This window comes from Fibrobacter sp. UWEL, from assembly GCF_900142535.1.
GTDB lineage: Bacteria > Fibrobacterota > Fibrobacteria > Fibrobacterales > Fibrobacteraceae > Fibrobacter.
Map to the genome: position 1 here is coordinate 15,315 of NZ_FRBE01000013.1, position 13,454 is coordinate 28,768.

Genomic DNA, 13,454 nt, shown 5'->3' on the forward strand with positions numbered 1-13,454 from the left:
GCCAGTTTAGGCCAGCGCCCGCATCAATTTGTTGACGCCGACTGTCTTAAAAAGAAGGCATACGATGGACATCAAAATATTGCCGCAGCCTGACGATGTCACTTGCGGCCCCACGAGCCTGCACGCTGTGTACGAGCATCTTGGTTACAAGATACCCCTTAAAAAACTTATTTCCGAAATTGAGTTCCTGGAAGAAGGTGGCACCCTGGGGGTGTTCCTGGGAATCGACGCTCTGAAGCGCGGGTTCAAGGCGACCATCCATTCCTACAACTTGAAGATTTTCGACCCCACCTGGAACGGGTTGAAAATGCCTGCCCTCCGGGAAAAACTGGTTTTGCTACGTCGCGCGAAAACGGCACCCAAGCTGCGGAAGGCCATCGAGGCGTACATCCGGTTTATTGACCTGGGCGGAACGGTGGCCATGTCCGACTTGCGGGCATCCATGTTCCAGAAGTATTTCAAGAAGAACGTTCCTGTTCTTTGCGGTCTTTCGGCCACTTATTTGTACCAGTGCATGCGTGAATTTACCGACGAAAATGACAAGTCCGTTTTCGACGATATTCACGGGGATCCTTGCGGCCATTTTGTGGTGGCTTACGGGCTAGATGAAAAGAACCAGTTCATGGTGGCGGATCCGGACTGCACCAATCCCTTACATAAGAACCCTTACTATAAGGTCGACAAATTCAGATTTTTGCATAGCATCTTGCTTGGCGTCATGACCTACGACGGCAACGTGCTTGTGATTGAAAAGGCATAATCATGAAAAAAATAATCGTGGTGAATAACCCGAAGAACTGGAAATTGAATGTTCCAGGCGTTGATGTGGTATCCGCACAGGATTACCTGATTTCCCAAAAGTACGTTGGAGAAAAAAACACTCGCGTGTTTAACCTTTGCAGGGATTACTCCTATCAAAGCAAGGGCTATTATGTGTCATTGCTGGCGGAGGCTCGCGGGCATAAGGTGATTCCCGGGGTCAAGAACATGCGCGATTTCAAGACCACGGCGGTGATCAAACATATTTCCGATGAAATTGATAATCTGATCCAGCATAGTTTGCACAAACTAACGGGAACAGAATTTGTTCTAAGTATTTATTTCGGCCAGAATGTGAGCCCCCAGTACTTGGAACTTTCCCAGGAACTTTACAAACTTTTCCAGGCCCCGCTGCTCCGCGCCAAATTCGTGTTTAAGCAGAAGTGGTTTATCCAAAGTATTCGCCCCATTTGTGTGGATGAAATTCCTGAGACCCACATGGAAATGGTGAACAAGTTTGCCCAGGAATACTTTACAAAGAACCGTTACGCCAGCGCCCCTGATGAAGACTACTTGTACGATTTGGCCATCCTTACCAATCCCGATGAGAAGGAGCCGCCCAGCAATGCTCAGGCCATTCAGAATTTTGTGAAAGCCGCCGAAGAAACGGGCTTTCGTGTGGAACTGATTACCAAGAAAGATTATGCACGAGTGGGGGAGTTTGACGCTTTGTTTATTCGTGAAACCACTAACGTGAATCATTATACTTACAGTTTTGCCCGTCGCGCTCAATCCCTTGGTATTGCTGTGATTGATGATCCTGACAGTATATTACGTTGTTCTAACAAGGTGTATTTGCAGGAGTTGATGCAGGCTGCAAAAATTCATACTCCCAAGACCATTATTGCTCATTCCGAAAATCGCCATACTCTGGCAAAGGAAATCGGATTCCCTATGGTTATCAAGTCGCCGGATTCCAGTTTTTCTATGGGCGTGAAAAAGGCTAAGGATAAGGAGGAACTGGAGAAGATTCTGGATCAGATGTTTGAACATAGCGACCTGCTTATTGCCCAGGAATTTACTCCTACGGATTTTGACTGGCGTATTGGCGTGCTGGATGGAAAGCCCATTTACGCTTGCAAATATTACATGGCCAAGGATCACTGGCAGATTTACAACTGGGAAAGTAAGGATAAGGATGAAATCTGCGGAAACTTTGATTGCCTGCCTATTGAAAGTGTGCCCCACGGCGTGGTGAAAACGGCGCTGAAGATTTGCAGCATGATCGGTAATGGCCTGTATGGTGTAGATCTGAAGGAGTGGAAGGGGGAGCCCATTGTGGTGGAGGTCAATGACAATCCCAGCATTGACGCGGGCATTGAAGATCAGGTGGGAAAGAAAAAACTTTATACGGCAATCATGCGATCCTTGCGCCACCGCATCGAAGACCGCTTGAATGCTGCGCAGCAGAAGATTCTACAACACGAAAGAGAGTTTTATTTATAACGACCATAGGACGTACCGCATACGTCATCCTGAACGTATCAACGAACGATGTCATCCTGAACGTAGCGAAGCGAAGTGAAGGATCTAGATCCTTCGACTCCATGCCTTCGGCATTCCGCTCAGGATGACGATTGGAGAATAATTATGACCAACTACAAGTTATGGCAAAAATACGGCATCGAGATGGAATACATGATCGTTGACCGGGATACTTTAGATGTTCTCCCTCGTGCCGATGTGCCTCTGGGAAAGGACAAGAACGGCGAGCAACTTTCCGATGTGGAGTACGGCCCCATCGGACTTTCCAACGAGCTGGTGAGCCATGTGCTAGAATTGAAATGCGCATCACCGGTTGATAATCTTAAAAATCTGGGCGGGCAATTCCATAAGGAAATTTTGCGGGCCAACGAAAAATTGAAATCTATTAACGCCATGCTTTTGCCAAGTGCGGCCCATCCCTTTATGGATCCGGCGACGATGCAGTTGTGGCCTTATGACTGCAATGAAATTTACGAGACTTACGACCGCATTTTTAACTGCAAGGGCCATGGCTGGGCTAACCTGCAGAGTACTCATATTAACCTGAGTTTTAATGGCGATGAGGAATTCGGAAAACTGCATGCTGCCATTCGTGCCTTGCTGCCGCTGATTCCCGCCATTGCGGCATCCAGCCCGTTTTTGGATGGCGCGTACTGCGGTTTTCGTGATGGCCGCATAGAAACTTACCGCCATAATCAGGACCGAGTTCCCAGTATTGCGGGGCAAGTCATTCCTGAGGCGGCTTTCACTTATGACGAGTACAACAAGCAGATTTTCGAGAAGGTGAAGGCGGATATTGCGCCCTACGATCCGGAGCATTTGCTGAATCATTTCTTCTTGAATAGTCGCGGGGCCATCGCTCGCTTTGACCGCGGTGCCATTGAGATTCGTCTGGTGGATATTCAGGAATGCCCCGATGCGGATATCGCCATTGCGGAGTGGGAAGTTGCTGCGTTAAAGGGCCTGGTGGAGGGCGCCTTTAGTGGCGCGAATCTGGGATCGGTTTCTGCGGCCGTTCGCAGTTTGGATACGTCGGCGCTGGCAAAGATTCTATTGGACTGCACTCGCTTCGCTGAAAAGACAGTTGTTAGCGATCGGGCCTTCCTCAACGTGTGGGGTATTAACGCAAACGAAATCACCGCAGGCGAAGTGGTACAGCATATCTTCCAGGTGGTTAAGGGAAAAATCTCTGGACACTCCCAGGAATTGCTCCGCAAGATGTTCAAGCGCGGGACCCTCGCCAGCGCCTTGGTAAAGAACGTTGGCGCAGACCCGGGCCGCGACGATTTCGTATGCGAATACGGACGCCTTTCCCGCTGCCTTGCCGAGAACGAACTCTATGACATAGAGGAATGAACAATTAACAATGAACAATTAACAATGAAAGATGAAGAGTGTCATCCTAAGCGAAGCGCGGAGCGCGAAGTCGAAGGATCTAATGCATGTCTCAAAATGATTTCAAATTAATGATCACCTGCGAGCACGCCAGCAACGAATTGCCAGCCCGGGTGAAGGATCTGCGAATCTCCCAAGAAGATCTCGATTCTCACCGAGGTTACGACATCGGTGCTTTCGCTGTGTACGAAGAACTTGTGTCAAAGTTCAAACCGGATTTTTACAGCTCCGGGCGCTACTCCCGACTTTTTGTGGACTTGAATCGTAGCTTGCGGAACAACAAGTTTGCGAGCCCCGCGGGAATCGCCTATCACGAATCCTACTGGGGTGAAGTGGAAAAATTCGTGGTGCAGAACTTACCCGAAATCAGTGAGGATCCTTCTAAAGCAGGGTGTGTCCTGCCTGCAATCGTGCACTTGGCCATTCACAGTTTTACTCCTATACTAGATGGCCGCACCCGCAAAGCCGATATAGGGATCCTTTACGACCCTAGTCGCCCTGCAGAACGAGAAATTGCTGACATCATCGTCGCCGAAATCCGCGTAAGATTCCCCCAGTACAAAGTCCGTCGCAATTATCCTTACCAGGGCAAAACCGATGGCCTCTGCACCGCTCTCCGCAAAAAGTTTGACCCCCATAAAACGGGCTGTTACGTAGGCCTTGAAATCGAAATCAATCAGAAATTGCTGTTGCGTTAATTCCGAATGTGTCAAGACTGTTGACTGCCGTTGACGAATTGGTAATTTCCTAGCTTGATATACCCGCAAAAAGCACTTGACAAATATCATAAAATAGAATATATTTTTATGACGAATGTTTTTTGTTGGGGGTTGCGTGTCAAAAGTTGATTTGTTGAAGGATGTGTCTGCGCAGTACAATGGGATGGTGCTTAATTCAAACGCTGAATCCGCGGGAGTTTCTCGAGCGCAACTGTCTTCTTTGTGTAAGCTAGGGGAGTTGGTGCGCGTTGCCCAGGGACAGTATGTTTTGCCAGATGCTGTTCCTGATGAAATTTTCATGATTGCGAGCCGTTCCCAAAATTTGATCGTATCGCACGAGACTGCTCTCTTTTTACATGGTCTTTCTGAAAGGACTCCTTTTGAACATTCCGTGACTGTCCCCTATGGGCGAGCCCCTTCTACGCTCATAAAAAGAACTTGCAAGGTTTTTACCTGCAAGTCAGAGTTGTTTGATTTGGGCGTGACCGAGCTAAAAACCCCCTTTGGAAATTTAGTCCGTTGCTACGACTTGGAAAGGACTATATGCGACCTGATCAAGAATCGCTCCAGGGTAAGCAATGAATTGCTTTTGTCTGCGGTAAAAGCGTATGCCGCCTGGAATGGTAAGGACTTAAATAAACTTGCGGACTATTCAAAAAAACTTCGAGTGTCTAAAATCCTGAAGAGCTATTTGGAGGTCTTGCTTTGAAAAATGCAATGAGCCTCAAGGCCTCCATTCGCAATAGGGCGAAAGAGTTGAGAATTCCGCCTCAAGTCCTTTTGCAAAATCTGATGTTTGAACGATTCATGCTGCGCTTGAGCAAGTCTCCTTATAGGGACAAGTTTGTTGTTAAGGGCGGCATGCTGATTGCTGCAACTCTTGGGCTTAGCCGAAGATCTACTATGGATTTGGATATGACCCTGCAGGGGCTGGACTTGAATCCGGATGTTCTGAAAAGTACATTGCAAGAAATATGCTCAATGGATTTAGAAGATGGATTTTCCTTGAGCGTAAATCGCTTGGAGCCGATCCGTGAAGATGATTTCTATGGAGGGTTTCGCGTCTTCTTGGATGCGAAATATGAATTCATTGACGTTCCGATGACGATTGATGTTTCAACGGGAGATGCAATTACTCCTTCGCCCGAACGGGTGACGATTGCTGGCGCGATAGATGACTCTGTGAAAATACGATTGCTGGGGTATAACCTGGAAACTATTCTGGCGGAGAAAGTGGAAACAATTTTGAGTCGCTCTGTTTTTAATACGCGGCCTAGAGATTTTTATGATGTCTATGCCTTGACGAAAAGCTGCAAGTATGATAAAACCGTTTTTGAAAAGGCTTTGGAAGCGACTTCTAAGCACAGGGAATCTGCTGAAAGAATCGGAAACTCAAAGGAAATTTTGGAAAGAATAGAGTCTAGTGAAGATTTGATGCTATTGTGGAAGAATTATTCGCAACAATTTGAATATGCAAAGAACTTGACCTATTCCGATGTTGTGTCGGCGTTGAAACAACTTGTGTAAATCGTTGATTCATTCCCCCAGGAACGCATCGTAGTTTTCGGGCGGGAATCGATCTGCAATTTGACTGCGCGACCCTGGTTTGGGATCTTTTGACCTTCGTCGATAAAGACGGATTTTCTCAAAAAGTCAATAATTTGCATTTATAAATACTAAAAAACTAGATATTTTGCGTTTATGAGTGCGTTTTGCTAGATTGTCGACGCAGTTCGACAATGCCGACTCGAACAGGTTTGTTCCTTTTTTTATGTGGTTGCCGCTGCTCTCGCCTTGTTATCGATTGACGAATGTCTCGTTTTTTTACACTTTTAGGGCGTAAGAACCTAAACGGTTAAAAGGAATGAGGGCTATGAGGATCATTTATAAGATTTCGGTTTTGACTTGCACTTTGGTTTTGTCTGCAGGATTTGTTGCCTGTGGTGGAGACTCCGGAACCAGCGCCAAGGATGATGAATCTTCCATTAGTTCATCTTCAATCGCCACGAACTCTTCGAGTTCTCGCAATGACGGAGCAGAGTCATCTTCTAGTGTTGTCGAAAGTTCCTCTTCGAGTGTCATTCCAAGCTCGTCGAGCGAGGAATCTAGCAGTAGTGTAGCAAGTAGTTCATCTGAAGTTGTACAACTCATTCCTTACACAACGGAATGCCCAGCCGGACATGTCTGCACTTACGCCCCCACGGAACAATTGAATCCGAAAATTACCTACGGCGAGTTGTTGGATACCCGCGATTACCAGGTGTACAAGACTGTTGAAATCTGCGACAGTGACAATGCAAATTGCCAAACCTGGATGGCCCAGAATTTGAATTACGCGGATTCCATCAAGACTACTAGCCTTAAGGAACGTAGCTGGTGCTATAAAGGCTATGTTGACTCCTGCGTAAAATATGGTCGCTTTTACACCTGGGCTGCGGCCATTGACTCTGTTGCCTTGGCCGACGACGTTGACAATCCTCAGACCTGTGGATTTGGAGTGGAGTGCGACAGACTTACTGCAGACGCTCTCGCAGAAAAATCTATTCAGGGTATTTGCCCCAACGACTGGCACTTGCCTAGCTATGCCGAATTGAACACGTTGCTTTCCGCGGTTGGCGGTGAGGATGTTGCGGGCAGGGCCCTAAAGTCTGTTAGTGGCTGGTACAACAATGGTAACGGAATAGATACTTATGGTTTCTCGGCTCTCCCAGTAGGCTACAAAGAAGGTCGTGGCAGTTTCGACGGTGTTGGTAAATTTTCTCGCTTCTGGAGTGCTACGGAGACTGATGTACGTGGCGCCTACCTCATATATTTGTATTACTACGCCAAGTATGTTAATCCGAATGATAGTTTCAAGAACAACGGCTACTCCGTTCGCTGTATTAAAGACTAATCGTATTTTTCTTTGTGTAGATGATGAACATATCCCTCAGCTTTAGCTGAGGGTATTTTCACGAAAAATAAAAATCTTGCTGAAAAATCACGAAAAATGAAAATCTTTTTGGCTTGTTTTTCACGAATTCTAAAAATCTTTTGATTTTATAGAACTTTTTGGCGAAAATCCGGGCGGTTTATTCTTTGCACATTACTTTATCTTGCATTAGGTGTTGCTGATGTATTGGCAATATTAATGCGAAAAAAAACGCTTATATTTTAGTAGTATGATTTTGAAAGTTGTGATCTCCATTGCCGCGGTTTTGCTAGTGGCCTGCAGTAACAGCGTTTCGGACGGTTCCCAATCCGATGAACGGGACTCGTTGTCCAGTGACGTCGCGGCAGAAAGTAGCGCGGACGCGGAACAATCAAGTAGTTCCAGCGCGACTTGCGAAGAAATTCGTAGCACAAAAAATGACTTCGTTCCCATAGAAAATGTTCTCCCGTGCGTACAGGAAAACGAGAAGGTTGCCTTTATCATTCGACATGGGGAACGTAATGCCGGTGAAAGCGGTTATGACGATACCTTGAATGCGAATGGTGCGGAGCAGGCTCGTGAGCTAGGGCGCAGATTGAAGGATTATTCGGATTTCTATTTCATGCATACGGATTATCTCCGGACCTTGGAAACAGGTTATCGCATTGCTGAAGGCAAGGGGCAAAAGGTGGAGGAGTTTACCAGGGAAAATTGTGATAGCATTGTTCATGAATGGAATGACGACTTACGTTATGACTGGTACTTAAAAGATGGCTCCTACATGAGCATGTGCGCCTCTGGAAACAATATGGCCGCGTATACAAAGATGGCTTATGAGGTGGATGACTACTATTGCGATCTTGCTTTTTACAATGCCAAGGAAAGAACTATGGAGTTTGTTCGTAATCATTTTACCTACGGCAAAATGCATGATATCACCTTTGCCGTTACCCATGATCTTTTTGTGGCGCCTTTGATGATTTCCATTACGGACGGAGAAATCGGGATGGACTACTATAAGTACGGTGATGAATATTACTGGCCGAACTTTCTTGCGGGGGCCGCCGTTATTGTGGATGACCAGGATAATGTCACCATGGTGCCTGTGAGGGGGCTTTCTAGCGGACGAATGGCGGAACGTTAAAAGCCCGCAATTTTACCCTTTTTTCTCAATAATACCGGCTCATTTCCCCGAGACTTTTATATTTTTTCAAGCAGAAATTTTTAACTCTGGCGCCTTGTGACGCCTTATAAAAGGTCGCAATATGCAGATTGATTTGAATAACGTGGATTGGAAGACTCTTCCCTTCGGTTACTCCGACACCGATTACAATGTTCGTTGCTACTACCGCAATGGTCAGTGGGGCAAGATTGAAGTCTCCTCCGACAAGAACATCAGCATCCACATGGCCGCAACCTGCCTCCACTACGGTCAGGAAGGTTTCGAAGGCCTCAAGGCTTACACCGGCAAGGACGGTAAGGTCCGTCTGTTCCGCGTAGACGAAAATGCAAAGCGTATGCAGAACACTGCAAACCGCGTCCTCATGGCTGTTCCGCCTATCGAACTGTTCCGCGAAATGGCTCACCTGGTGACCAAGCTGAACGCTCGCTTTGTTCCGCCTTATGGCCATGGCGCAACCCTTTACATCCGCCCGCTCCTCATCGGTACCGGTGCAGAAGTTGGTGTGAAGCCCGCTGACGAATACCTGTTCATGATGTTTGTTTGCCCCGTGGGTCCTTACTTCAAGGATGGTTTCAAGCCCGTTGACATGATGATCAGCCGTAACTACGACCGCGCCGCTCCTCAGGGTACCGGTACTGTGAAGGTTGGCGGTAACTACGCTGCTTCCCTCCAGTCTCTTGCCGAAGCTAAGAAGCTTGGCTACTCCAGCACCATCTATCTGGATGCCAAGGAAAAGAAGTACATCGACGAATGCGGTCCGGCAAACTTCTTCGGTATCAAGGGCAAGTCCTACGTTACCCCGAAGTCCGAATCTATTCTGCCGTCTATCACCAACAAGAGCCTGCAGCAGCTTGCTGAATACCTGGGCTACACTGTTGAAAAGCGCCCGGTGACCTTCGAAGAACTGGCTGAATTCTCTGAAACTGCAGAATGCGGTACCGCAGCTGTGATCACCCCGATCAAGAAGATCGTGGACCCCGTTGCAAACAAGACCTTCACCTATGGTGATGGCGTGAACCCGGGTCCTGTGTGCACCGAACTCTTCACCAAGTACACTGCAATCCAGTTTGCTGAATGTGAAGACCCGTTCGGCTGGACTGAAGTGGTTGACCTGTAATCTGGAGCGAGGTCTGCCTCGCCATGTCATTCTGAGCGAAGAACCGTAAGGTTCGAAGTCGAAGAATCTAAAAGAAGCCTGCGATGAACGTCGCGGGCTTTTTTGCTGGCTGGTTTTGTGCGGCTTACGAGAGTCTTTCTGTGAGGCGGGTGAAACGCTTGTTGCTTCTGCTGTTACGAACCGCCTGGTTAAAGGCGCCTGGGGCCGAGAGAATCCATACATGGCCCTTGGCGCGGGTGATGGCGGTATAGACCAGGTTTCGCTGGAGCATGATGGAATGACTGCTATCCAGAACCACGATGACGGCGGGGTATTCGCTACCCTGGCTCTTGTGGATGGTGCATGCATAAGCCAGAGTCAGTTCTTCCAGTTCGTCTTCTTCGTAGTCCACGGTCTTGTCGTCAAAGAAGACGGTGATTTTCTTGTTGGCGGCGTCCACACGCCAGATAATGCCTACGTCCCCGTTGAATACGTTCTTCTCGTAATTGTTCTTGATTTGCATGACGCGATCGCCGTTGCTCCATTCCACGCCCTGCATTTTATGGCGTGGTGCGGCAGGATTCAGCAATGATTGCAGGAAGGGGTTCAATTCGAAAATTCCCAGAGGGCCTTTCCGCATGGGAACAAGAACCTGCATTTGTTCGATGAGGTTAATGTCCAGCTTGCTCTTGATGCCTTTTGCGATCAGGTCCTGCAGGTAGCTCTTGCATTCCTCGGGAGTCTCGAAGGGCATAAAGTGAAAGTTGGGGCCATCCAGCGGGGACGGCGTAATGCCCTTGTTAATCTGGGCGGATTTTGCGGCAATATCGTTGTCGCCAGCCTGACGGAAAATGTGCTGTAGGCGGACGCTTGGAATTTTTGGACTGCGGAGAAGGTCGTTCAGGACGTTTCCGGGGCCGACACTGGGCAGCTGGTCTGCGTCCCCCACAAATACAATGCGGGTGCTTTCGCCAACGGCTTCCAGCAGGGACGATGCTAGCCAGGTGTCCACCATACTGAATTCGTCCACGATCAGGAGTTTGCACTGCAGTTGGTTCTCGGAGTTCTTCACGAACTTTCGGGAAACAGGATCCACTTCCAGAAGCCTATGGATGGTGCTTGCCTTTTCGCCACAGCAGTCTCCCATGCGTTTGGCGGCGCGACCTGTAGGGGCTGCAAGCAAAATGCTTTCGCCCATTTTCCGCGCCAGATGGAGAATGCCTTTTAGGATGGTGGTCTTTCCGGTGCCGGGACCGCCTGTAATGATGAAAACCTTATGGGAAAGTGCCTTGGTGATGGCTTCCCGCTGGATGGGATCGAAGGCGAATTTATGGTCGCGTTCCCAGTCGATCAGTTCTCGGTTGATGTATTCGGGACTGATGAATTCTTCCTGGTCGTTAATACGGCAAAGGAGATCCGTCGCGATTTTTTCTTCCGCACGGAACAGGGGCGGGAAAAAGCAATCGTCGTCAATGCGCCGGATGCGTCCCGTGGCACAGGCGTCCTCGAACAGATCCATCAAGGTGTTGATGGAATCATCATCGTAGTAATCGATACGCAGATTCTTTAAGGTGCGGCCAATCAGATTGTCCTTGGGAAGGTACGTATGGCCTTCGCTCATGGCGGCTTCCTGCAGGGTGTACAGGAGGGCTTCCTGCAATCGCATGGGGCTATCCTTAGGGATGCCAACTTTCATGGCGATTTCGTCTGCCTTCAGGAACCCGATGCCGTAAACTTCCTCGCAGAGAATGTAGGGATTTTCACGAATCTTCTCGATGGTGCCCTGGCCGAACTTCATCCAGATTTTCTTGGCTACACTTCCTACAATCTCGTGACTGTACAGGAACATCATGGTCTCGCGGCTATGACGGACTTCATGCCAACGTGCTAAAAAAATCATGGCCTTGGCTTTGGGCAGACCCTTAATCTTTTGCTCCAGGAACTGATCCGGATGATTGTCCAAAATATCGAAGGTGCTTTCGCCGAAGATGTCGTAAATATTCTGCGCGGTCTTGGGACCGACTCCAGGGCAGATTCCGCTTCCCAGGAAGGTGACCACGTCGCTGTCATCGCTGGTGGCGATCAGCTCAAAACCGGTGCACTTGAATTGCTTTCCGTATTTGGGGTGGCTTCCCCAATCACCCTGGAATTTGACGTTTTCGCCAACGTTTAGGGCGGGAAGGGTTCCGGTCACGATGACCACTTTCTTGGACTCTGCATCCATAATGCGCAAGACGGTAAAACCATTTTGCGGACTATGGAAAGTGATGGATTTAATGGTCCCCTGAAGATCCATGTGCGTCGAATTTTATTTCGGCTGGTACTTGTTCTTTTCGTCGATTTCGGAGTTCCACTTGTCCGGATCGAAGTTGGCCATGGTGGTCAATTTCTTGCCGCGCTTCACAAGCCACACGCCAAGGCCAACGGCGATAAAGACTGCCAAGGCTCTTGCGGTGTTGTATTCCAGGCCGAATCCAACGGGAGCGCCCTTCAGGTTAGTGGGGCTCACCCACAGAATATAGAAGGCGGTGATGAACACCATGAACATGCAAGGCAGAAGTGCAATCCAGAAATTTTTGTTCTTGCTACGAAGATAAGCCACGGTAACGCAAAGGCTACAGACGGCCATGAGCTGGTTACTCCAGCTGAAGTAATTCCACAGGATGTTGAAGCCTTCCTTGTCCAGGTTGCTCCAGAAAATAATGGCCAGGCAGATAGCGAACATGGGGACTGTCAACAGCAGGCGATTCTTGGTAGAAGCCTGATCGATGCCGAACAGTTCTGCAATGGTCAGGCGAAGGCTGCGAAGGCTGGTATCACCACTGGTGATTGCCAAAACGATTACGCCGACGACCACCAGGACGGAAATGGGTGCGAAGGGCAGAACGTCGTTCACCAGAGTGCTCAGGACCTTGACGCCGCTTGCGCCAGTAATCAGTTCCGGGAACTTGTGGTAGATGTACATGCCGCCGGCAGCCCAGATCATGCCAATGAGGCCTTCCAGAATCATCATGCCGTAGAAGGTCTGACGGCCTGTCTTTTCGGAAAATTCGGTGCGGGCAACCAGAGGACTTTGGGTGCTATGGAATCCGCTAATGATTCCGCAAGCAATGGTGACGAACAGCATGGGAAGAATGGGCTGACCTGCAGGATGCTTATTGAAGTTGCTGCCAAAGTCGCTAAAGCTGATGTTGTCCAGAACGTTTAGGTTGGGGGCGATACCCACGAGAATTGCCAGGGATGCAAGAATCAGAAGACCGCCAAACACGGGGTAGATACGGCCGATAATCTTATCGATGGGGAAGAAGGTGCTCAGGAAGTAGTAGATGAAAATGCAAGCCACAGCCACCCAGAACAGAGTGGGAGACACATGACTGCCCACCAGGATGGGGGTGTTAATGAGCTGTGCGGGAGTATTGGTAAATACGGCGCCCACCAGGATCAATGCCACGGAAATCAAGGTCATCACAATTTTAGAGGGGCCCTTGCCCAGGAACTTGCGGGAAAGAGCTGGCACGTTGTAACCGTTGTTACGCATGCTCACCATACCGCTGAAGTAGTCATGGACGGCACCGCCCAAGACGTTTCCCAGAGGGAGAAGGATGAAGACGATGGCACCAAACTTAATGCCCAGAATCACGCCAATCACAGGACCGATACCTGCAATGTTCAAAAGCTGGATCAGCATGTTCTTCCAATGAGGGAGAACCAGGCGGTCCACGCCGTCGGGGTTTTCGGTAGCGGGGGTCTTGCGATCATCGGGGCCGAACACATGTTCTACGAACTTTCCATAAGTAAAGTAGCCGCCAATGAGGATAGCCACGCCAATCAGGAATGTGATCATTT

Annotated in this window: 11 protein-coding genes; 9 read left to right on the top strand and 2 right to left on the bottom strand. The window is 48.7% G+C overall.

Going from position 1 to position 13,454, the window contains the following annotated elements; genetic code table 11:
- The first annotated feature begins 64 nt into the window (after positions 1–64).
- The 9 genes from BUB59_RS09335 to BUB59_RS09380 all read left to right on the top strand — a co-directional run bounded on the left by BUB59_RS09335 (position 65) and on the right by BUB59_RS09380 (position 9,629).
- Entirely contained in the window at positions 65–760 is a 696-nt protein-coding gene (locus BUB59_RS09335; protein WP_073229059.1) for a peptidase-C39 like family protein, read from the top strand.
- 2 nt (positions 761–762) lie between these two features.
- Positions 763–2,265 carry a RimK family protein gene (locus BUB59_RS09340; protein WP_073229062.1) on the top strand — a complete coding sequence of 501 codons (1,503 nt, stop codon included), beginning with the start codon at positions 763–765 and terminating at the stop codon, positions 2,263–2,265.
- A 144-nt stretch (positions 2,266–2,409) separates the two neighbouring features.
- Positions 2,410–3,660, top strand: a complete 1,251-nt coding sequence (locus BUB59_RS09345; protein WP_073229064.1) for a glutamate-cysteine ligase family protein — start codon at positions 2,410–2,412, stop codon at positions 3,658–3,660.
- 86 nt (positions 3,661–3,746) lie between these two features.
- On the top strand, positions 3,747–4,397 hold the full coding sequence (locus tag BUB59_RS09350) for an N-formylglutamate amidohydrolase (protein ID WP_083540266.1): 651 nt from the start codon (positions 3,747–3,749) through the stop codon (positions 4,395–4,397).
- Positions 4,398–4,533: 136 nt separating this feature from the next.
- Positions 4,534–5,127, top strand: coding sequence for a type IV toxin-antitoxin system AbiEi family antitoxin domain-containing protein (locus BUB59_RS09355; RefSeq protein WP_083540272.1), 594 nt, complete (start codon positions 4,534–4,536; stop codon positions 5,125–5,127).
- Positions 5,124–5,945 carry a nucleotidyl transferase AbiEii/AbiGii toxin family protein gene (locus tag BUB59_RS09360; protein WP_200778826.1) on the top strand — a complete coding sequence of 274 codons (822 nt, stop codon included), beginning with the start codon at positions 5,124–5,126 and terminating at the stop codon, positions 5,943–5,945. Before BUB59_RS09355 ends, BUB59_RS09360 begins: the two co-directional genes overlap by 4 nt.
- A 346-nt stretch (positions 5,946–6,291) precedes the next feature.
- Positions 6,292–7,311: a fibrobacter succinogenes major paralogous domain-containing protein gene (locus tag BUB59_RS09370; RefSeq protein ID WP_143160316.1), complete on the top strand. Its 1,020-nt coding sequence runs from the start codon at positions 6,292–6,294 to the stop codon at positions 7,309–7,311.
- 268 nt (positions 7,312–7,579) lie between these two features.
- The gene (locus BUB59_RS09375) at positions 7,580–8,473 is read left to right on the top strand and encodes a histidine phosphatase family protein (RefSeq protein ID WP_073229081.1); all 894 of its coding nucleotides are present in this window, start codon (positions 7,580–7,582) and stop codon (positions 8,471–8,473) included.
- Between the two features lie 133 nt (positions 8,474–8,606).
- Positions 8,607–9,629 (top strand): branched-chain amino acid aminotransferase, encoded by a 1,023-nt coding sequence (locus BUB59_RS09380; RefSeq protein ID WP_073229283.1) that lies wholly within the window; start codon positions 8,607–8,609, stop codon positions 9,627–9,629.
- A gap of 124 nt (positions 9,630–9,753) precedes the next feature.
- On the opposite strand, the gene BUB59_RS09385 is transcribed toward BUB59_RS09380, so the two are convergent.
- Together BUB59_RS09385 and BUB59_RS09390 are read right to left on the bottom strand one after the other, a co-directional pair.
- Positions 9,754–11,904 (bottom strand): SF1B family DNA helicase RecD2, encoded by a 2,151-nt coding sequence (locus BUB59_RS09385; protein WP_073229084.1) that lies wholly within the window; start codon positions 11,902–11,904, stop codon positions 9,754–9,756.
- 12 nt (positions 11,905–11,916) lie between these two features.
- Positions 11,917–13,452, bottom strand: a complete 1,536-nt coding sequence (locus BUB59_RS09390; RefSeq protein WP_073229086.1) for a carbon starvation CstA family protein — start codon at positions 13,450–13,452, stop codon at positions 11,917–11,919.
- Positions 13,453–13,454 lie beyond the last annotated feature (2 nt).

Excerpts from the sequence above, each read along its gene's own strand:
- BUB59_RS09335 (WP_073229059.1), top strand. The coding sequence starts at position 65 with ATGGACATCAAAATATTGCCGCAGCCTGACGATGTCACTTGCGGCCCC.
- BUB59_RS09340 (WP_073229062.1), top strand. The coding sequence starts at position 763 with ATGAAAAAAATAATCGTGGTGAATAACCCGAAGAACTGGAAATTGAAT.
- BUB59_RS09345 (WP_073229064.1), top strand. The coding sequence starts at position 2,410 with ATGACCAACTACAAGTTATGGCAAAAATACGGCATCGAGATGGAATAC.
- BUB59_RS09350 (WP_083540266.1), top strand. The coding sequence starts at position 3,747 with ATGTCTCAAAATGATTTCAAATTAATGATCACCTGCGAGCACGCCAGC.
- BUB59_RS09370 (WP_143160316.1), top strand. The coding sequence starts at position 6,292 with ATGAGGATCATTTATAAGATTTCGGTTTTGACTTGCACTTTGGTTTTG.
- BUB59_RS09375 (WP_073229081.1), top strand. The coding sequence starts at position 7,580 with ATGATTTTGAAAGTTGTGATCTCCATTGCCGCGGTTTTGCTAGTGGCC.
- BUB59_RS09385 (WP_073229084.1), bottom strand. The coding sequence starts at position 11,904 with ATGGATCTTCAGGGGACCATTAAATCCATCACTTTCCATAGTCCGCAA.
- BUB59_RS09390 (WP_073229086.1), bottom strand. The coding sequence starts at position 13,452 with ATGATCACATTCCTGATTGGCGTGGCTATCCTCATTGGCGGCTACTTT.